The organism is Staphylococcus sp. 11-B-312 (assembly GCF_016743055.1).
In the GTDB taxonomy this organism is placed as follows: domain Bacteria; phylum Bacillota; class Bacilli; order Staphylococcales; family Staphylococcaceae; genus Staphylococcus; species Staphylococcus ureilyticus.
Genome location: NZ_CP068241.1, coordinates 1,858,360 through 1,879,299 on the forward strand (window position 1 = coordinate 1,858,360; position 20,940 = coordinate 1,879,299).

Here is a 20,940-nt window from a genome sequence, read left to right on the forward strand (position 1 = left end):
AATAATTTACTTTGTAACATTTCTTTCTCCAAAAGATGTAGAATATAATTGATAATGCTATTTTTGTAACAGGAGGATTAGATAATTATGAAACAACCAATTATTATTGATACAGACCCAGGTATTGATGATGCAGCAGCGATTAGCTTTGCTTTAAACCATCCAGAATTTGATTTGAAAATGATTTCTACAGTCAATGGTAATGTTGGAATCGAAAAAACAACTGCTAATGCATTAAAAATCAAACGTTTCTTTAATAGCGATGTACCTGTACATAGAGGTGCTTCACAACCACTTTTATCAGCTATTGTAGATGCAAGTGAAGTACATGGTGAATCGGGAATGGAAGGATATACTTTCCCAGAAATCAATGAAAGTGATCTCGATTCTACTCATGCTGTTGAGGCCATGCGAGATGTTTTACTCAAAAGCGAAACGCCTATCACGCTTATTCCTATTGGCCCATTAACGAATATTGCATTATTATTAATGACTTATCCTGAAGTGAAAGCATACATTAAAGAAATTGTATTAATGGGTGGCTCAGCATCTCGAGGTAATGTAACACCATTAGCTGAATTTAACATTTATTGTGATCCTGAAGCTGCTCAAATCGTATTTAATTCTGGCCTACCTATAACAATGATAGGATTAGATGTTGCTAGAAGTTCTAGTTTGACACATGAAACAATTAATGAAATAAAATCAATCAACGAGACTGGTAAGATGTTGCATCAGTTATTCAAACATTATAGAGGAGACGATTTTGAAAAAGGTATTAATGTATACGATGCTTATACATTGCTTTATCTACTGCATCCAGAACACTTTGTTGTACGAGAAGCTGATGTGCAAATTGAAACAGATGGCAAATTAACCAAGGGTGCTTCAGTAGTTGACTTCAAATCTCAATTTCCTAATACAACCGTAGTAATGTCAGTACAAGCAAATATCTTTAAGCAGATGTTTATCGATGCTTTAAAGTATTGTAAGTAAAATTTTAATACACAAATCGCTTGACTCATCTTTTATTATTTACAATTTTTGATCATATGTATGAACTCAGATTCGTAATTAATCATATCTACGACAATCCAGTCTGCATCTTACAAAACAAAAAAGTATTTATTTTGCAGAAAAACTAACACACCTTTTCTAAGGAAATCCATGGACAAACTAATTTAGCGAGATATATCATGCATGTATTTATCTCTAATTAACATTACCGTATAAAAAGCATGCATTTTGCGAAACATGAACTATAATTTGTCCTCAAAACATAAACAACTTATTATAAAAGAAAAACCGTCAATTTCTATCGTGGTTTGATAGAAATTGACGGTTATGTTTTAATCAGTGATATTAACACACCTATCACTATTCCCTTTCAATACAACTGTTTTACTCTATTATAATGACCATCTTGATGTAATAACTTAAAGTAAATATGTTTCATTTTATATTCATTATTCATTTTGCCGTTGTCATAATTCGTTGCTAGTACAATAACATAATTATCATTAAAATATACTGTGAATATATTGCCGAAAAAAATGCCATTAATTCTATTTTTATCAGCAAAAGAATAAAAGCCGTATCGGTATGGTCTAGGATATTGTGTAGTCAAACTTTCATGAATAAAAGGCATGGTCGTTGTTTCGTCAAAAATTCTATTGTCTTGTAAATTTAATACCACTTTCCCCATATCATAAGGAGACATGTAAAGGTTACCTGCCCCATCATATTGATTTAATATATTAGGTTTTTGACGAATACGTCTTCCAGTTAATTTATCATTTTTATAACCAACAGCCATATATTTTTGAAAATTTAAATTACTATAACGTGCCGTATATTCTAAATTATATGGTTTCACTAATCTTTCATTTAAATTCTGCATATAAGACTTATGTGTCACCGTCTCTATTACTTTCGATAATATTAAATAATTAGCATCGTTATATTGATATTTATTATATTCTAAAGGGTTGATACCTCTCTGTTGTATTGCATGTGTTGCATCATTTAAATCTTTAAATTTTGGATTAGCTTTATATTTATATAATCCACTTTGATGTAACATTAGTTGCTTAATCGAAAGTGGATAAATTGAATCAAACCATTCTAAATAATGCTTTACTGGCGTCATCATATGAATCTCGTCTTCAATTTCTAATTGTTTTAACATGATACCTGTCAAAAATTTTTGTGCTGAGCCAATTAAAAACATCGTATTAGCATTATTTTCTTCACTCTTTTCAAAATCTTGATAACCATAGCCTTTATTCAATTTAAGTTTACCTTTTTCAAAAAGCGCAATGGTACCATTAAAATGAGTTTGTTCCAAATATTCATCTATTTTATTAATTTGTGGATGTTTGTGATCAACGACTGTTTTTAACTTTTTTTGTTTCTTAGATGATTGTTTTTCATTTTCCTTGGTTGAAATCTTTGAAGGACTAATATAATCTTTCATTTGTTTATAGTGTCTATAACCAGTAAAACTTAAAACCAAAAATATGAAAATGATTAAAACAATGATTATTTTATATTTGTTGACTTTCATGTTGTTGCCTCTTTGTTGTTATTTTATATGATTGATATATTCCTCTTTAAATTGATTTGTTAAAGCATCAATATCTTCTATATTTAATGAGAAATACAACTTGATTTTAGGTTCAGTACCAGAAGGTCTCAATGCAATGAAACCTTCATCAAAAATAAAGCGAATTAAATTGGTTTCAGGTAATGATAATGCCTCAGTACTACCCTCTCTTAAATTTTTAATGGTACCTAATTGGTAATCCTCAACTTGTGTTACTTCAAGACCACAAATCGTTGAAACATCTTTATTTCTAAATTGATCCATTATTTTAGTGATTTTTTCAATGCCTTCTGCGCCTTCAAATGTCGGTGATAGAGTTTTATCTTTATATGCACCGATATGCGCATAAATATCTTCTATTGTATCTTTAAATGTCATTCCGTTATTCGCTAATAAATTTTTATATTTGATTAATAAAGGAACCATTTGTATTGCATCTTTGTCTCTTGAAAATGGCTTTGCTAAATAGCCATGGCTTTCTTCAAAAGCAATTAGTAATTGCTTATCTTGATGAGCACTTTCTGTTTCCAATAAATTTGAAATGTATTTAAATCCTGTTAATACATTATTCACTTCTACATCTAATGCTATGGCTAACCTTTCCGCAAGTTCACTTGTGACTATAGATTTAATCATGTATAGTTGCTTACCTTCTTCTACTAAATCTTGGAATCTTAATTTAGTAAGCAAAATACCAATTTCATTTCCATTAAAATATCTGTACGTTTGGTCATTATAACGTTCAATTATACCCAATCTATCAGCATCAGGATCAGTCGCTATAATTAATTGTGCATCTGTATCGTTTGCGAGCTTAATACCGCGTTCAAAAACAGCCTCATCTTCAGGATTAGCTATCGCTACAGTTGGAAAATTACCATCTGGGGTTGACTGTTCTTTTTCAATAACAAAGTTATCATAGTTTAATTCTGATAATATATCAGAAGCCAAAGGTAAACTCGTACCATGTAAACTCGTAAGTACGACTTTAGCTTGTTTCTCAGGAATATCCCCTACTAAATCTTTCACTTCATTTTTATAAGCTTCAGTGACTTCATTTGACATATATGTGATTTTATTATCTTCGAGTAATAAATTAAAATCATCTCTATCAATCTGTAGTGGATGCTCAATAGCGTTAATATATTGACTTAAATGTTCTGATTCATCGGGTAATAATTGTCCACCGTTTTGATCGTATATTTTAATCCCATTATAGTTTTTGGGATTATGACTAGCAGTAATCATCACACCTGCACTTGTTTTTAAATATCTCACCGCAAATGATAATTCAGGTGTGGATTTGTAATTTTCTGATAAAATCGTAGTAATATTATTTTGAGCTAAAACAGACGCCATTTCTTCTGAAAATGCTTTCGATAACAATCTTGTGTCAAAATGGATTACGATGGATGGATTATCAAATTTTGCTTTCAAATATTGCGATAAACCCAATGCAACTTTGCGGACTGTAAATGCATTCAATCGACCCGGTCCTAAACCGAAAGTACTACGTATTCCAGCAGTCCCAAATGTTAGGTTTCCGCTAAACCCTTCTTCTATTTCTTTTTCTGTTTGTGCTTCATAAAATTTTTTTACTAAACTTTCATCTAATTTATCCAACCATTCTGATTTCATGGTTATATCCTCCTTGAAACTTCAATATATTAACAATTTATTCATATGGTATTATCTTTGATTTAATTTAATAAATACCAAAAATCGCTATGACTTTAAAATCTCTGCTTAAAAACTTGCTTAAGTAAAAATATTAATATTATCAATCATTGATAACATTTAACATATGCTAATTATATCGTAAGTTTATAAATAAATCATTTTAGCCATGTCGTTTTTCTTAATAATTATTTCTTTTATTTTCATTAAGAATATTTTAATGGTCAACTGTACGTCAATTTATAATTCAAACTTTAGTAGGATAAATTCTTAGTTGATATTTTTTAATGTTAGTTATAAAATTATAAGTTATAGTACAAATTTCTCTTTACAATAATTTAATGAAATAATCAAAAACTTAACATTAGATCAATATTGTAATATATACAAAATCACATACGATGGGGAGCTTCATACATGAATAAATTTTTAAAATATCTTTTAATATTTCTATCTTTAATTCTTGTAGTTGTTCCAGTTATATTTGCCGTTTTATTACTTAAATCGTCACAAGGTGCATTTGAGCATTCATTGAATACGAGCGATACTTCTAGAGAATCAAGTATTCGTGAATCTAAAGTAAACCCGTCTAAAGATCCAATCTCTATTTTATTTTTAGGTATCGATGATAATAGTGGTCGTGAAAAGAATGGGCAAAGTGCTGAACAATCAAGAACTGATGCAATGATATTATCTACTTTTAACGCAGATAAAGAACAAATTCGAATGTTAAGTATCCCACGCGATACAATCAGTTACATTCCAGAAGTCGGCTATTATGATAAAATTACACACGCACATGCATACAACGGCCCTACAGCTTCTATGGATTCAGTAGAAGCTACATTAAATGTGCCCGTTGATTATTATGTAAGAATTAACATGGAAGCATTCGTGGATGCCGTTGATGAACTCGGTGGCATTGAATACGATGTTCCATATAATATTTCTGAACCAAATACAAACGATACAGGAAAAATAAAAGTGAAAAAAGGTCACCAAAAACTAAATGGAGATGAAGCTTTAGCAGTCGCTAGAACACGTCATCAAGATTCAGATTTAAAACGTGGCCAAAGACAGATGGATTTAATTAAAAAGCTATTTATTAAAGCTCAAAAAGCAGATTCATTCAGTAAATTAGATGATGTAATTGAAATAGTAGGTAAAAACGCGAAGCATAATTTAAGTTACAAAGAAGTAAAAGCACTAGCTACATCTTACTTAAAAGATGATGTTAAAATTAAAAGTAAACAGCTAGAAGGTCAAGATGATTATTTAAATGGTGTTTATTACTATAATCCTAATATTAAAAATATACAAGATACTGCAAATCTTTTGCGCAGCGATTTAAATTTACCTAAAATTAAAGATACAGACGATTTCTTAAATAAACGTGTCATCGACTTTTATGGTACACTCGTACCACAAACAGAAATTGATAGTAGTTTATTACGTAAAAATCAAAAAGATAGCTCTGAGGAAGATGAAGACGATTCAAATTCACAATCGGAACAAAATAATTCAAATTCACAAGATCCAAATTCTACAAATGAAAATCAACAAAATAATATGAATCAAACAGATAATAACCAAACGACAGAGCAACCGAACGATTCAAATCAACAATCTGATTACAACCAACAAATAGATCCTAACCAACAGCAGCAGGATCCAAATCAACAACAAAACACACAAGAATTACAAACAAATCTATATTAAGCTGTAGAGAGGAGATCGCGACATGTCACGAAAAACATATGAAAAATTAGCGAATATAAACGGTATGTTTAACGTTTTAGAACAACAATTAATCCATAGTAAGGATATGGCACTTTTTAGAAATGAATTTTTCTATGTTAATCACGCACATCGTGAAAACTATGAAGCTTTACGAATCTACTACAAGGATAGTGAAACCAACCCTGTTGTAGACGGTGCATGTTATATCGTAGCACTACCCGAAATTTTTGATAAAGTTGATGTTTTTGAATCAGAACTACCTTTTTCTTGGGTTTATGACCAAAATGGTATAACGGAAACAATGAAAGAACTTAGTGTACCACTACAATATTTAATTGCAGCAGCCCTTGAAGTAACAGACGTCAATTTATTTAGGCCGTCAGGTTTTACTATGGGGATGAACAATTGGAATATTGCACAAATGAGAATTTTTTGGCAATATACTGCATTAGTACGTCAAGAAGCTCAATAATACATTAAATAACTACCCTATTACATTATAAATGTGATAGGGTAGTTTTATTATATTCAAAAGAAATGAGGTTTTATCATGTTCGAAGTGGTTACTACATCTAAAATGTTGGATGATGCATACGAAATTAGAAAAGCAGTTTTTGTTCATGAACAAGGAGTCCCGCTTGAAAATGAAATAGATCAATTTGAATCTACCGCTACTCATGTCATAGGTTATGATGAACTACACTCCCCTTTTGCAACTGGAAGGTTTAGACCCTATCAAAATGGAGCAAAAATTGAGCGCGTAGCAATTTTACCAGCACATAGAAAATCAGGTCATGGCAAAGCTTTAATGCTTTTTATTGAAACAGTAGCAAAAGAACAAGGGTATAATATGTTAACGCTTAATGCCCAATGCCATGCACAACGCTTTTATGAATCTTTAGGTTATAAAGCTTCAGGTGATATTTTCTTAGAAGAAAATATTGAACATATTTTAATGAATAAAACAATTTGAACTAAATAATTTAATAAAGTTGCAGTTAATGTACATCTTTATTATGTAATATTCCAAAGAGTGTAATATTTTAATATATTTAAAATTAGGCGTATTTCCGCCTTTTCTTAAATTATTTCTACTTTTTTAGTGTCTTAATAAGATTAATTTTATATTACAAATCTATGAAATCAATTCAATTAAACTATCTTCGTATTATAATGGTATTAAATATTAATAATAAAAGGGGCAGTTAAATGACTAATAAAAAGTTGAATTATAAGGTACCTTCAATAGTTGCATTGACGTTAGCTGGTACAGCTTTGACAACCCATTATGCACATGCAGCTGATAATACACAAGATCAGAAATCAAATAAAAATGTGTTGAATGATGAAAATACCTTAAAGCAAAGCGAAGAAATAAAATCTGAAGTTAGTAATCCAACGACAAATATTTCAGGGACACAAACATACAATGATCCAAGTCAAGTGCAAGAACTCAAGTCAGATGAACCTGAAAATTATGATGCACAATTAGACGAACTAAACAAAGACACATCAAGTCAAAATACATATTCTACACAAAATCAAGAAAATCAAAATAATTCTGACAGCAATAAAAATACAGATGCCCAAGCAGTAAATAATGATGTTTCTATAAGTACTGATGTGAAAACCGACAGCACTAACGTAGCAGATCAGAATGATGATAAAACTACTGTTGCTCAAGATGATAATGCTTCTGATGTTGCTGACTCTGAGGTCGCTTCTGATGAATCAACTTCTGATTCTGCAAACGATAATAGTACGGCTTCCAACACTAATGAAAGTAAAGACGACAGTACTAACATAGCAGATCAGAATGATGATAAAACTAATGTTGCTCAAGATGATAATGCTTCTGATGTTGCTGACTCTGAGGTCACTTCTGATGAATCAACTTCTGATTCTACAAACGATAATAGTACGGCTTCCAACACTAATGAAAGTAAAGACGACAGCACTAACGTAGCAGATCAGAATGATGATAAAACTAATGTTGCTCAAGATGATAATGCTTCTGATGTTGCTGACTCTGAGGTCGCTTCTGATGAATCAACTTCTGATTCTACAAACGATAATAGTACGGCTTCCAACACTAATGAAAGTAAAGACGACAGTACTAACATAGCAGATCAAAATGATGATAAAACTAATGTTGCTCAAGATGATAATGCTTCTGATGTTGCTGAGTCTGAGGTCGCTTCTGATGAATCAACTTCTGATTCTACAAACGATAATAGTACGGCTTCCAACACTAATGAAAGTAAAGACGACAGCACTAACGTAGCAGATCAGAATGATGATAAAACTACTGTTGCTCAAGATGATAATGACTCTGATGTTGCTGACTCTGAGGTCGCTTCTGATGAATCAACTTCTGATTCTACAAACGATAATAGTACGGCTTCCAACACTAATGAAAGTAAAGACGACAGTACTAACATAGCAGATCATAATGATGATAACGCTAATGTCGCTCAAAATGATAATGCTTCTGATGTTGCTGACTCTGAGGTCGCTTCTGATGAATCAACTTCTGATTCTGCAAACGATAATAGTACGGCTTCCAACACTAATGAAAGTAAAGACGACAGTACTAACATAGCAGATCATAATGATGATAACGCTAATGTCGCTCAAGATGATGATGATTCTGAGGTTGCTGACTCTGAGGTAACTTCTGGTGAGACAACTACAACAACTCAATCTGACAATGAAGCACAAACTGAAAAAGTGAATACTTTAGATTCAGATATAAATACGTCACCAAAAACAGTTCAAGTCTATAAAAGTGAGGCAACACCAAAATTAAGAATGGCTAGATCAGTTAGTACACCAACTATAGCTACAAGATCAGCTGTCAGTACTAAATCTACATCTAAAAGTTCATTACCTAAATATACGCCAAAAGTAAATTCGTCAATAAATAATTATATTCGTAAAAATAACTTCAAAGCACCTAACTATGAACAAGATATCGCAAGTTATTTACCAAAATATCAGTATCGTTATGGTAAACCTGAAGGTATCGTTATGCATGATACTGCAAACGATAATTCAACAATAACTGGTGAAATAAATTACATGAAAAATAATTATAATAGCGCATTTGTACATGCTTATGTAGATGGTAATCGTATTATTGAAACAGCTAATACAGATTATTTAGCATGGGGTGCTGGTCCAGCTGCAAACGAACGCTTTATTCATGTAGAATTAGTCCATACTCATGACTATGATTCATTTGCTCGTTCTATCAATAACTATGCAGACTATGCAGCTACAAACCTACAATATTATGGACTTGCTCCTGATAGCGCTGAGTATGATGGTGTTGGGACTGTTTGGACGCATAAAGCTGTAAGTAATTATTTAGGTGGATCAGATCATATCGATCCACATGGTTATTTAGCTAATCATAATTATAGTTATGATGAACTTTATGATTTAATTTATGAAAAATATTTAATTAAAACAGGTAAAGCTGCCGCTTGGGGTTCTACGTCATCTGGAAGTACAAGTGGAAGCAAAAATGAGTCAAGTGGTTCTACTACAAAACCGTCTACTAATACTGGTAAATTAACAGTATCAACGAACAACGGTGTTGGGCGCATAAACACAAATAATGATGGATTATATACCACTGTTTATGATCAAAATGGTAGAAAAACAAGTAAAACGAATCAAACGTTAAAAGTTACAAAATCGGCGACTTTAGGAAACAAAAACTTTTACTTAGTTTCTGATTATAATAAAGGTAATTTAATTGGATGGGTACATCAAAGTGATGTAAGTTATAACTCTGCTAAGCCAGTTGCTAAAAATAATCAATCTTATAAAATCAAACCTGGTGAAGTGATTTATACTGTACCTTGGGGCACTAGTTCTCAGAAAGCAGGCACAGTTTCAGGCAGCTCTAGTCAAACATTCAAAGCATCAAAACAGCAGCAAATTGGCAAAACAAATTATATTTATGGCACAGTAAATAATTTATCCGGTTGGGTAAGCTTAAGTAAATTAACTTCAACAAGTAAAACAGCTACCTCCCCTAGTACAAGTAATAATTTAACTGTCAATACGCTTATCAATCAACAAGGTACAGTCGCTAAAACAAATCATGGTGTTTATACATCTGTATATGATCAAAAAGGTATTCAAAAATCATATGTGAATGGTAAAACTTACAAATTAAGTAAAAAAGCTACATTAGGTAAAAATTCATTTTATTTAATTACAGATAACAAAACAAATACTAACCTAGGTTGGATGCAAACAGGTGACATCACTGTTAAAGAAGCAGTTACAAAAGCTACTGCTACTCCTACAACATCTGTTAGTAAAATCGGACAATTAAACACAAACAATTCTGGTATTAAAGCAACTGTTTATGATAAAAAAGGTAAAAATGCTTCTAAATTTGCTGGTCGTACGTATACTGTAACTAAGCAACGTACTCAAGGTAATAACACTTATGTGTTAATCCAAAATACAAAACAAAATACACCAATTGGTTGGGTTAATACTAAAGATATAAATACGCGTAACTTAAGCAAAACAAAAGCTAAAAATGGACAATATACTGTAAAAGCTACTAACAATGGCTTATATGCAATTCCATGGGGTACAAAAAATCAGCAATTAGATACCCAAAATAATATTAAAAACAGTAAATTTAACGCATCAAAATCTGTGTTTGTTGATAAAGACGAGTACCTATACGGAAACGTCAATAATAAAACTGGTTGGATTGCAGCTAAAGATTTGAATAAAACTCCAACACAATCAAAAATCACACCACAAAAATTCGACTATGTTATTTACAATGCCAATGGTAACTATTACCTTGATCCTAATGCTACAAAATCAGCTGGATCATTAAAAGGTTTCCATGAAAGCATATTTACTGTTTTTGAAAAACAAATCATTAATGGGGTTACTTGGTATCATGGTAAATTATCGAACGGTAAAATTGTTTGGATAAAAGAAAGCGACTTACGAAAAGAGCTTGTAAAATACTATAAATCTAATCTCACTTTAGATCAGGCGGTAGCGTTACAACATGGTTTGAAATTCAAACCTCAAATTCAACGTACACCTGGAAAATGGGAAGATGCAACAAAGAGTGAGATTAAAAATGCTATGGATAGTAGTAAGCTTGCTAAAGATCCAACTCAAAAATACCAATTCTTACGCTTAGATAAATCACAAAATATTTCTGGTACTGATTTAGATAAACTATTAGTTGGCAAAGGCATATTAGAAGGACAAGGTGAGGCATTTAGTGAAGCTGCTAAAACTTATAACATTAATGAAGTTTATTTAGTTTCTCATGCCCTACTTGAAACTGGAAATGGAACTTCTAAGCTTGCTAATGGTGGTGATGTAGTAAATAATAAAGTTGTCACTAATGGCGCTAAAAAATATTACAATATGTTTGGTATTGGAGCCGTTGATAAAGATCCTGTAAAACAAGGTTTTGCTACCGCTAAAAATAATGGCTGGGATACTGTTAAAAAAGCAATTGTTGGTGGCGCTAAATACATTGCTAATTCATACATTAACCAAGGACAAAATACTTTGTATAAAATGCGTTGGAATCCTGATAATCCAGGCGTTCATCAATATGCAACTGATGTTGCATGGGCATCTCATAATGCTACACGTATTAAAGGTTTCTATGATTCAATGAATAAATTGGGCAAATATTTTGATGTAAACACATATAAATAGCATGAAATCATAATGTATAAGTTTTAAAACACAAATAAACCTTAGGTGAAAATTCACCTAAGGTTTATTTGTTTATATAGTACTAACATATTAAGTATCATTATACTAAACAGTTTTGTAAACGTCATAGAAACTTTTTAAAACTCTGTTATGACATATTGTTCTTTTCCAACATGAAAGCTTTTCCAATCATTGGATAGCTATTTATTGTTTGTGTTTCTATGCATTTTTGGTTCATTTGAACCCTATCATAACTTTGTATCATATCACTGTGTTACATAATAAAATGATGCTGAAAACTTTAGCCACCATTTGTCATTTACTTGATATAATGATGATGCGTATTTAATTTATTTAATAAATAATTTAGATTTTCAATATCATTTGAAGTTAAATTTTGACACCTTGCTTCTATCAAAGCCACCCTAACTTCGTTAATTTGTTGAACAAGTGCTTTTGTTTTTTCTGTAATCATTAAATCTTTACATCTTAAGTCTTTGTTTGACTGTTTACTAGTTATATAGCCCATTTGACATAATTTTTTGATCCATCTAGACACAATAGACTGTTCTTTATTAATTTTCATTGTTAAATCATATTGTGATAACACATTATAATGATATAAAATCCTTAACATTTCTAACTGTTCTGAAGTTAAATCTGTGCGTTGGCCAAACCTTCTACTGACTAAATTTAAATCATTACTTGTAAGTGTAATTAATTGTTCTAGTTGTTTATACATGTTGTTTCATCTCCACTACTTTAATTAAAATGTTCAATAGCATTTAAATTTATTATTTTATTTTCTAATATTATAATGTTATTCCTCATAATATACAATAATAATCTACAAATCAGTCGGTTTTGTTGCATTTGTCATATGTTTTATAATAAATTAGTAACAGTGATTATAAATTTTACCTGCATATAAAAGGAGCAACCCTATGACACAGTTAAAAGAAAGAGATTATTTCTTCGACAATGCGAGAATGATATTAATTTTTCTTGTTGTATTTGGTCATTTATTACAACCATATACTGAAGAAAGTAAATATCTTTCTTCACTTTATTTAACTATATATAGTTTCCATATGCCCTGTTTTTTATTCATCTCAGGTTATTTTGCTAAAAAAGCAGGCAAAGCTGGTTATCTAGAGAAAGTTTCAAAAAAATTGTTAGTACCTTATTTTATTTTCTTTGGATTTTTCACCTTTTACTATTATTTCACAGGAAAAGAGGACAGTGTTAAATTCGATCCATTTGATCCTGTTTTTGCATTATGGTTTTTACTGACATTATTCTTTTTCCATGTCATATTAGTAATAGTAAAAGACTATAAACCTTATTTTGTATTACCAATATCTATTATTATTTCTTTATTTGCAGGTTACTCAGATAATATTGACAATTATTTAAGTTTTTCAAGAACAATCATGTTCTTCCCTATTTTTTATTTAGGTTATTTATTTACGAGTGAACATACACGTGTGTTAAGAAATAAGAAATTCATACCGGTCGCTGTTAGCATTTTACTCCTTTTTTATATCATTTATACCTTGCATCCTATAAATGCTGATTGGTTATTAGGTGATTCACCTTATATGTCACTGGAAGGTAAACAAGATTTATATAGTCCAATTAAACGTTTGCTATTATACTTTATTATTTTAATTACAATGTTTTCTTTCCTTAATTTAATACCTGAAAAAGAAAGATTTTTCACATACATTGGGCGTCGCACTATGTATGTCTATTTACTACATGGCATTGTAATTGGTATTATACGTGGTTTTAATATTTATCCGTTTAAAGACCACATCTCTATACTGACTTATATATATCTACTCTTATTTACTAGTATAATTGTATATGTATTATCAACTAGATTTATCTCTAAGTGGACCAATCCAATTATTAATTTGCAATCCCCTTCGAATTTTAAAGATTAAAATAATTTCCAGCCGATTTGTAGTTGATTCAAATATGTTACGATGGTAGTAATTTGATATTTTAAGCTAGTCATACTTATTTAACTACAAATCGGTATTTTTATTTTGAGGTGAAAAACAATGAAGCTATCATTAAACGACAATTCTAAATTTTTAACAGCACCAAGTATTAGGCAATTTTCAAATAAAATTAAAGATATTGATGATTGTATCAATTTAACAATCGGTCAACCAGATTTTCCTATGCCTGATGTCGTAAAAAATGCATATATTACTGCAATAAAAGAAAATCAAACAAAGTATTCTCATAACAAAGGGTTACTTGAAACACGAAATGCAGTCAGTCATTATTTTAAACAGCGCTATGGTTTCCATTATAGCTCTGATGAAATTATTATTACAAATGGCGCTAGTGAAGCATTAGACACAGCTTTGAGAAGCATTATTAACCCAGGTGATGAAATATTAATCCCCAGCCCTATTTATGCAGGTTATATCCCTTTAATTAAAACACTTGGTGGCGTTCCTGTATATATCGACACTACAAAAACAGATTTCAAAATAACACCTGAAGCAATCAAGCAAAATATATCGTCAAAAACAAAAGCAATTCTTTTAAATTATCCGACAAATCCCACTGGTGTTATTTTGACTTATGATGAAATTCATGCACTTACAGAAATGTTAAAAAATGAAGAGATTTTTATCATTAGTGATGAAATTTATGCAGAAAATACCTTTAATCATCAACACACTTCTTTTGCTGAATTTAAATCCATCCGTGATCAGTTATTGCTCGTCAATGGATTAAGTAAATCTCACTCTGCTACTGGGATTCGCATTGGTTTTCTAATAGGTCCTGAATATTTAATTGAAAAGTTAACATTTATGCATGCCTATAATTGTATATGTGCTAATGTACCTGCTCAAATAGCTTGTATAGCAGCATTAAACGAAGGATTAGATGCACCTCACTATATGAACAAAGCATATATTGAAAGACGAGATTTTTTAATCACAAAACTACAATCTTTAGGATTTAAACTCGACGCTAAACCAGAAGGTGCTTTTTATATCTTCCCAAGTATTGAAAATTTCACAGAAAATGATTTTGATTTTTGCGTTGATGTACTCGAAAAAGCACACGTTGCAATGGTACCAGGTTCTTCATTTACAGACATTGGTAAAGGCCATGTGCGTATTTCTTATGCCTATGAACTCGATGCCTTAAAAGAGGCAATGAGAAGATTAGAACTTTATATAAAAGAACATTATGAATAACGCCTTGTTATTTTGTATTTAAAATTTATTTACCAATGATTACTACGCTAACTTCCATATTCTATGTAGGCAGTCAAAAAACTCAATTGAATATAATCAAAAAATTTTAGTGTGATTAATATCCGACATTCGATTAGTCGGTATAATGATTTAATAAATCGAGAAACTATATCAAATTGTTAATAATAGTAGGATTAATAAAGTGAATTTTTTAATGTGATTATTATGCTGAGGATTATGTGGAAAACTTACTTAGAGATAACTACGCACTTAAGCAGAGGTAATTTTCTTAAAAATATATCTGTTAAGAAGTATGACATAAAGAGGCTCGTAAATGAATTTCTAAAAATTCATTTACGGGCTTCTTTTATATTACGCTTTATATTTCAAATATGTGCATTTTATTGATAAATATTTTTTCAGCAAATTTTTTCATTAATTTATAATATATATCTATATCTTCTGAACTCATATTGAACTGAGTTAACACTTCATCTGAAATTTGCTCAAATTTCTCTTTTAACACACTTCCCTTTTGTGTCAATTGTACTTTAACTCTTCGTTCATCCTCTTCTGTTCTCATACGTTCAATTAGTCCTTTTTTTTCGAGTCTCTTAATAATTGGGCTTATTGTACCAGAATCTAAATATAATTGATCGCATAATGTCTTGATAAATACAGGATTTGAGTTTTCAATATATAACATCACTACATAATTTGGAAAGCTAATATCATACTGCTTTAGGTGTTTGTTAAATTTATTTACTATCTCTTTACTAGAAACATAAAACAGAAAACACATATCTTTCATAAGTTCTTTATTTTTATATTGTGTCATTCATTACTCTCCTCTGCCCTTTTTTATTATATTAATAGAAATTTTATTTTTGGTCAAATATAATAACAAAATGTTTAAAAGTTTTAACATTACTAGTATTAGTCAATAGAATATTCTGAAAACTAATTTTATCCAACTTACATGTTTTTCATTTAATTTTTAATAATAAATTTAAAACCTGGATTTTCATTTTATATTCTCATTTTTATCATTGATGAAAATGAATTTTTTAACTTTAGATTCATTCATATAACCAGTCATTATGTATCATTTTGGTAATAAGGTGTATTCGTTCGAACCATGCATTGGTCAATTTGTCACTCAGCATCAAATAATCACTAGACAACTTTAAAACAATAAAAAAACCGTTAATTTCTAAATATTCACTAGAAATTAACGGTTGTCGTTTTAGTTTTAATACCATGACTTTCATTCAAAAGCCTCTATATTTATTGACGCGTTGTTACTAAATATCTTTACTTATGGAAATTTAGGGAATTGATCAAAATCAGGATTACGTTTTTCTTTAAACGCATCTCTGCCTTCTTTAGCTTCGTCTGTTGTGTAATACAACAGCGTAGCATCGCCCGCCATTTGTTGTAATCCTGCTAATCCATCAGTGTCAGCGTTCATCGCTGCTTTTAAGAATCTTAATGCTGTCGGAGAATGTTGCATCATTTCTTCACACCATTTCACCGTTTCATCCTCTATATCAGCTAAAGGTACAACAGTATTTACTAAGCCCATGTCTAAAGCTTCTTGTGCATTGTATTGACGGCATAAATACCATATTTCACGTGCTTTTTTATGTCCTACAATGCGCGCTAAATATCCTGAACCATAACCTGCATCAAATGATCCTACTTTTGGACCTGTTTGACCAAATATTGCATTATCTGCAGCGATTGTTAAGTCACAAACAACATTTAATACATTTCCGCCACCAATTGCATATCCTCTAACCATAGCGATGACAGGTTTTGGAATAATACGTATCAATCTTTGTAAATCCAACACATTAAGACGCGGAATTTGATCTTCACCTACATAGCCACCATGGCCACGTACTTTTTGGTCTCCACCTGAACAGAATGCTTTATCACCTTCACCTGTAAGGACAATAACCGAAATACGTTGATCATCTCTAGCTCTTGTAAATGCATCTATCATTTCTTGTACCGTATTCGGCGTAAACGCATTACGAACTTCAGGTCTATTAATAGTTACTTTGGCTATGCCGTTATAAAATTCGTACTTAATCTCTTTATATTCTTTAATTGTTTCCCATTGTCTAGTCATTTTGCTCCTCCTTAAAAATAAAACCTAACACTATTTTATCAAATTCTGTCATTTCTTCCACATGTACAGTATGACCACTACCACTAACTTCATATAGACTCGTCTCTGGTATTAAGTCGCACATGTGATAACCAATTTTTATAAATTTTTCGTCGAAACTTCCTACAATTATACAAGTTGGAACTGCAATATCTGATATTTTTGGCCATAAGTTAGGCATTTGTCCAGTACCATACTCTCGTAAAGCTTTTGCTAATCTCACAGGATTTTGTTGTAATCGCATTTGACGAATCTTTCGTTTTGTTTCTGTATTTAAATTATACTGACTTTGAAATAAAGGTAATTTTTCCCAATCATTTACAAAAATTTCTAATCCAGCGATTTCTAAAACTTTTGCACGTGCTTGATCAATTTGAATTCTTTCGATGCGGTCGTCTTCATCTGCAATACCTGGTGAACTGCTTTCTAATATCAATCCATTTAAGTGGCACGTTCCATAAAGCGCATAATATAAAGCGATTCTACCACCCATAGAATAACCGTGTAAAAAAATACGATACGCCTTAAACAAAGCTAATGTATCGTCTAATAATTGGCAGATAAATTCGAAATTCCAAGTACTCGTTTCACTTGATTGATCAAAACCATGACCTGGCAAGTCAATGGTTAATACATTGATTTCATCTGTGAACGTTTTGATATGTTCATCGAATGTCGATTGATCACTTATAAATCCATGTAATAATACGATCAAATCATTTGAGTTCTTTGTAGATTGATGAAATTTATAATGTAACATCTATAATATCACTCAATTTCAAATAAAGATTTTGGTGTTGACTTAAGTTTTCATCACGATTTGTAATGATTTCATATATATGTGCACCAAGTTTTGACAGTTCTGCATACTTAAAAGTTTCAATTGTTTCAAAACGTCTGTAAGAAAAATCATAAAGTAATGCAGCATGTTCAAAGTTTAATCCTGTCGGTGTACCAAATAGTCTTTCAAAATAAATATCAGCAGACGACTTTTGTGGTAAAAAGGAGAAAATTCCGCCGCCATCATTATTTAAAAGTATGATATTTAAGTTAATATCATTTAATTTTGACATAAGTAAACCATTCATATCATGGTAAAATGCTAAATCACCTATTAATAATGTGACACGTTTATGTGCTGCCATTCCTATCGCTGTAGAAATAACACCATCTATGCCATTTGCACCTCTATTAGCATAAATCTCTGCTTCACAATCTATAAATAAGTTATCGACATCACGGATTGGCATACTATTGCTAACAAATAATGCATCCTCTTTCGTCAATTTATCTAATAGATTTGCTACAAAAGCTGACTCATCCGTAGCAGTTCTCAAATAATCTTTGATTTTAATATGTGCTTGCTTTTCTAGTGATTGCCATTTTTCTAACCAATTTTTTCGCTCTACAGTTGGAATTTCAGAAAGCTGCCTAAAGAAATCATTGGCCGACATTTCGTAAGATACATGCGGTACCTTTGGAAATGCATCTGGTTGATCATTATTTTGCACTAATATTTGAAAAGCTTCTGTAGCTTTTAACCATTGATTTACTTTTTTAGAAATCACTGGTTTACCTACGCGAATAATAAAATCAGCATTTATAGATAACCCCGATCTATACAGTAAATCATAAGTTGTCACTACATTAGGATGATGTTCTTTACGTAATTGACTCAAAGGGTCTGCCAAAATAGGCATGTCATGTATGGTTGCATAAGTAAGTATTTGATCTACATCTTGATGTTGCATATCACCCACAACAATGAGGCCTTTGCGTTTTTGCATAATCGTTTTGATTTCATTCAAACTTGCTGTTTTTTGATAATGAGGCAAGATCTTATTATCTGAATTTAACCATTCTACTTTTTCTAGGTTCGGTGTTAATGGCTCTCTAAATGGCAAATTCAAATGTATGGGTCCACGATGCGGACCGTAGAAATATTGGCTTGCTTTTTGTATTTGAAATTTGATAGTGTTTAACAAATAATCTTGTGATTCATCGGCATCTGCTATTGGAAAATCAAATTGGTATTGAACATAATTCTCGAACATATTTGTTTGATTTATCGCTTGCGGTGCACCTATTCCTCTTAATTCATGCGGTCTATCACTCGTCAATACGACTAATGGTAAATGACTTAAATCACTTTCTGCAATTGCAGGCGTATAATTGGCAGCTGCAGTACCAGATGTACATAAAATTGCAACTGGTCTTTCACTACCTTTCATTAACCCCATCGCAAAAAAAGCAGCGCTACGTTCATCTGGATGAATCCAAGATTTCAGTTTTGGATGTGCCTCTATAGCAATAGCTAGTGGCGTTGAACGAGAACCAGGGCTTATTACCACTTCCCTTATGCCATATGCATATAGTTCTGAGACTAATGTAAAAACTTGTTTTGTTAAAGCGTCTGTGTGATTACTCATATTTCTCTACTCCTAAAGCTTTCATCATCGGATTGAATTTAACCGCAGTTTCTTCTACTTCACTATCAGCATCAGAATTTTGTACAATACCGCAACCAGCAAATAAAGTAGCTTGATTCTTTTTAATTAACATCGATCTAATAGCTACGATGAATTCACAGTTATCATACATATCAATATATCCTACTGGTGCGCCATATAGACCTCGTGTACCAAATTCATTATTTTCAATATAAGAAATTGCTTCTTCCTTAGGATAACCACCTAATGCTGGTGTAGGATGAAGATTATCTAATAATCCAATATATGAATTTTGTAACAACCGTCCTTCAATTTTGGTATATAAATGATATAAATGATCATTTGTTAAAATTTGAGGTTTTTTATTAAATGTAATTTCTTCTACATAAGGTTTGATATCATTTAATATACTTTTAACAACAAAATGATGCTCATTTAAATTCTTGTCATCGTTTAAAAATGCATCAATATTTGCCTTATCTATGTCATCTCGATGTGTTCTTTTAATTGTACCAGCAACAGCTTTCGTCGATAACACGTCATCTTTGACTTCCATTAATTGCTCAGGGGTTTGGGAGAAAAACACACTATCTTGTGATTCAAGCACAAATAAGTAGCTATTATGTTCACCCTGCATTGCCCTATTGAGTATATATGGAATGTTAATGTTTTTATCAAACATAATAAGCCTTTTTCTTGCAAGGACAATTTTTTTATTTTCATCTAAAATATCAATTGTATCTTTAACTAACTCACGCCATTCGTCTTTATAAATATCGTCAATTCTTTTAATATCCCCTATTTCATCACTAGGTTGAACGTCCTTTTGTGTAAGTCTATCAATGATTGCTAAGAAAGTATCTATCTCAAACTTATCGGCTTCTACTGTATACGTTATAAATGATTGTCCCTGCTCCATCGTAACGAGTACTTCAGGTAAGACAAAATGATTAATACCAAACTCACGCCATTCATCACCTGATTTATGCGTTGAAAATTGGAAACCACCACAAATTTTCAAATGATGTCTTTCTGAATTTGGATGTATTAACTCAATATCATTTTTATACTTTTCCCACTCACGAAAAATAGATTGTTTATTTTCAAAATCGTTTTTAAATCTCGTGATAGCATGATAGCCAAAGAATGAAGTTTCGTTGTCATTTTTCTTGAAATAAAAACGGTCTCCCGCACAATCTTCGGTTAAATGAAATAATAATGTAGGTTCTAATTCATAATCTAATTTTGCTTCTACAGAAACCCAAGTATGGTTACTTTCGTATACCGCTTCGACAATTTCACTTTCCTTGACATCTAAAGTCATCTATTTCACTT

16 protein-coding genes are annotated in these 20,940 nt (G+C 31.2%); 7 read left to right on the forward strand and 9 right to left on the reverse strand.

Annotation, left to right across the window (positions count from 1 at the left end; translation table 11 throughout):
- Positions 1 to 87: 87 nt before the first annotated feature.
- Positions 88 to 996, forward strand: a complete 909-nt coding sequence (rihC, locus tag JG554_RS08845) for a ribonucleoside hydrolase RihC (RefSeq protein WP_107360206.1) — start codon at positions 88 to 90, stop codon at positions 994 to 996.
- Between the two features lie 391 nt (positions 997 to 1,387).
- Here rihC and JG554_RS08850 read toward each other — a convergent pair whose 3' ends face one another.
- Positions 1,388 to 2,566 (reverse strand): serine hydrolase domain-containing protein, encoded by a 1,179-nt coding sequence (locus tag JG554_RS08850; protein WP_046207906.1) that lies wholly within the window; start codon positions 2,564 to 2,566, stop codon positions 1,388 to 1,390.
- An 18-nt stretch (positions 2,567 to 2,584) separates the two neighbouring features.
- Positions 2,585 to 4,243 (reverse strand): phospho-sugar mutase, encoded by a 1,659-nt coding sequence (locus tag JG554_RS08855; protein ID WP_107360207.1) that lies wholly within the window; start codon positions 4,241 to 4,243, stop codon positions 2,585 to 2,587.
- Between the two features lie 456 nt (positions 4,244 to 4,699).
- On the opposite strand from JG554_RS08855, the gene JG554_RS08860 reads away from it, so the two are divergent.
- The 4 genes from JG554_RS08860 (at position 4,700) to JG554_RS08875 (ending at position 11,749) form a co-directional block, all read left to right on the forward strand.
- Positions 4,700 to 6,001, forward strand: a complete 1,302-nt coding sequence (locus JG554_RS08860) for an LCP family protein (protein WP_046207908.1) — start codon at positions 4,700 to 4,702, stop codon at positions 5,999 to 6,001.
- A 22-nt stretch (positions 6,002 to 6,023) separates the two neighbouring features.
- Complete coding sequence (locus JG554_RS08865) at positions 6,024 to 6,494, forward strand: DUF2538 family protein (protein ID WP_019468155.1); 471 nt, start codon at positions 6,024 to 6,026, stop codon at positions 6,492 to 6,494.
- Between the two features lie 78 nt (positions 6,495 to 6,572).
- Positions 6,573 to 6,995, forward strand: coding sequence for a GNAT family N-acetyltransferase (locus tag JG554_RS08870; RefSeq protein ID WP_107360209.1), 423 nt, complete (start codon positions 6,573 to 6,575; stop codon positions 6,993 to 6,995).
- 236 nt (positions 6,996 to 7,231) lie between these two features.
- Complete coding sequence (locus JG554_RS08875) at positions 7,232 to 11,749, forward strand: GW dipeptide domain-containing protein (RefSeq protein ID WP_203265230.1); 4,518 nt, start codon at positions 7,232 to 7,234, stop codon at positions 11,747 to 11,749.
- Between the two features lie 319 nt (positions 11,750 to 12,068).
- Here the strand turns inward: JG554_RS08875 and JG554_RS08880 are convergent, their stop codons facing one another.
- Positions 12,069 to 12,491, reverse strand: coding sequence for a MarR family transcriptional regulator (locus JG554_RS08880; RefSeq protein ID WP_046207911.1), 423 nt, complete (start codon positions 12,489 to 12,491; stop codon positions 12,069 to 12,071).
- A gap of 202 nt (positions 12,492 to 12,693) precedes the next feature.
- On the opposite strand from JG554_RS08880, the gene JG554_RS08885 reads away from it, so the two are divergent.
- Positions 12,694 to 13,698, forward strand: coding sequence for an acyltransferase family protein (locus JG554_RS08885; RefSeq protein ID WP_064209410.1), 1,005 nt, complete (start codon positions 12,694 to 12,696; stop codon positions 13,696 to 13,698).
- Positions 13,699 to 13,818: 120 nt separating this feature from the next.
- A complete protein-coding gene (locus JG554_RS08890; RefSeq protein WP_070038056.1) occupies positions 13,819 to 14,979 on the forward strand; it encodes an aminotransferase class I/II-fold pyridoxal phosphate-dependent enzyme in 1,161 nt (386 codons plus the stop codon).
- A 379-nt stretch (positions 14,980 to 15,358) separates the two neighbouring features.
- Here the strand turns inward: JG554_RS08890 and JG554_RS08895 are convergent, their stop codons facing one another.
- The 6 genes from JG554_RS08895 to JG554_RS08920 form a co-directional block, all read right to left on the reverse strand.
- Positions 15,359 to 15,817, reverse strand: coding sequence for a MarR family winged helix-turn-helix transcriptional regulator (locus JG554_RS08895; protein ID WP_203265231.1), 459 nt, complete (start codon positions 15,815 to 15,817; stop codon positions 15,359 to 15,361).
- Positions 15,818 to 16,058: 241 nt separating this feature from the next.
- Positions 16,059 to 16,250, reverse strand: coding sequence for a hypothetical protein (locus tag JG554_RS08900; protein ID WP_046208092.1), 192 nt, complete (start codon positions 16,248 to 16,250; stop codon positions 16,059 to 16,061).
- Between the two features lie 47 nt (positions 16,251 to 16,297).
- Entirely contained in the window at positions 16,298 to 17,116 is an 819-nt protein-coding gene (gene menB / locus JG554_RS08905; RefSeq protein ID WP_046208091.1) for a 1,4-dihydroxy-2-naphthoyl-CoA synthase, read from the reverse strand.
- Positions 17,109 to 17,915 carry a 2-succinyl-6-hydroxy-2,4-cyclohexadiene-1-carboxylate synthase gene (menH, locus tag JG554_RS08910; RefSeq protein WP_064209414.1) on the reverse strand — a complete coding sequence of 269 codons (807 nt, stop codon included), beginning with the start codon at positions 17,913 to 17,915 and terminating at the stop codon, positions 17,109 to 17,111. Before menH ends, menB begins: the two co-directional genes overlap by 8 nt.
- A complete protein-coding gene (menD, locus tag JG554_RS08915; RefSeq protein ID WP_070657728.1) occupies positions 17,902 to 19,584 on the reverse strand; it encodes a 2-succinyl-5-enolpyruvyl-6-hydroxy-3-cyclohexene-1-carboxylic-acid synthase in 1,683 nt (560 codons plus the stop codon). The genes menH and menD overlap by 14 nt, the downstream gene beginning before the upstream one ends.
- Positions 19,577 to 20,929: an isochorismate synthase gene (locus JG554_RS08920; protein WP_046208088.1), complete on the reverse strand. Its 1,353-nt coding sequence runs from the start codon at positions 20,927 to 20,929 to the stop codon at positions 19,577 to 19,579. The genes menD and JG554_RS08920 overlap by 8 nt, the downstream gene beginning before the upstream one ends.
- Positions 20,930 to 20,940: the final 11 nt, after the last annotated feature.

Excerpts from the sequence above, each read along its gene's own strand:
- rihC (WP_107360206.1), top strand. The coding sequence starts at position 88 with ATGAAACAACCAATTATTATTGATACAGACCCAGGTATTGATGATGCA.
- JG554_RS08850 (WP_046207906.1), bottom strand. The coding sequence starts at position 2,566 with ATGAAAGTCAACAAATATAAAATAATCATTGTTTTAATCATTTTCATA.
- JG554_RS08855 (WP_107360207.1), bottom strand. The coding sequence starts at position 4,243 with ATGAAATCAGAATGGTTGGATAAATTAGATGAAAGTTTAGTAAAAAAA.
- JG554_RS08860 (WP_046207908.1), top strand. The coding sequence starts at position 4,700 with ATGAATAAATTTTTAAAATATCTTTTAATATTTCTATCTTTAATTCTT.
- JG554_RS08865 (WP_019468155.1), top strand. The coding sequence starts at position 6,024 with ATGTCACGAAAAACATATGAAAAATTAGCGAATATAAACGGTATGTTT.
- JG554_RS08870 (WP_107360209.1), top strand. The coding sequence starts at position 6,573 with ATGTTCGAAGTGGTTACTACATCTAAAATGTTGGATGATGCATACGAA.
- JG554_RS08875 (WP_203265230.1), top strand. The coding sequence starts at position 7,232 with ATGACTAATAAAAAGTTGAATTATAAGGTACCTTCAATAGTTGCATTG.
- JG554_RS08880 (WP_046207911.1), bottom strand. The coding sequence starts at position 12,491 with ATGTATAAACAACTAGAACAATTAATTACACTTACAAGTAATGATTTA.
- JG554_RS08885 (WP_064209410.1), top strand. The coding sequence starts at position 12,694 with ATGACACAGTTAAAAGAAAGAGATTATTTCTTCGACAATGCGAGAATG.
- JG554_RS08890 (WP_070038056.1), top strand. The coding sequence starts at position 13,819 with ATGAAGCTATCATTAAACGACAATTCTAAATTTTTAACAGCACCAAGT.
- JG554_RS08895 (WP_203265231.1), bottom strand. The coding sequence starts at position 15,817 with ATGACACAATATAAAAATAAAGAACTTATGAAAGATATGTGTTTTCTG.
- JG554_RS08900 (WP_046208092.1), bottom strand. The coding sequence starts at position 16,250 with ATGAAAGTCATGGTATTAAAACTAAAACGACAACCGTTAATTTCTAGT.
- menB (WP_046208091.1), bottom strand. The coding sequence starts at position 17,116 with ATGACTAGACAATGGGAAACAATTAAAGAATATAAAGAGATTAAGTAC.
- menH (WP_064209414.1), bottom strand. The coding sequence starts at position 17,915 with ATGTTACATTATAAATTTCATCAATCTACAAAGAACTCAAATGATTTG.
- menD (WP_070657728.1), bottom strand. The coding sequence starts at position 19,584 with ATGAGTAATCACACAGACGCTTTAACAAAACAAGTTTTTACATTAGTC.
- JG554_RS08920 (WP_046208088.1), bottom strand. The coding sequence starts at position 20,929 with ATGACTTTAGATGTCAAGGAAAGTGAAATTGTCGAAGCGGTATACGAA.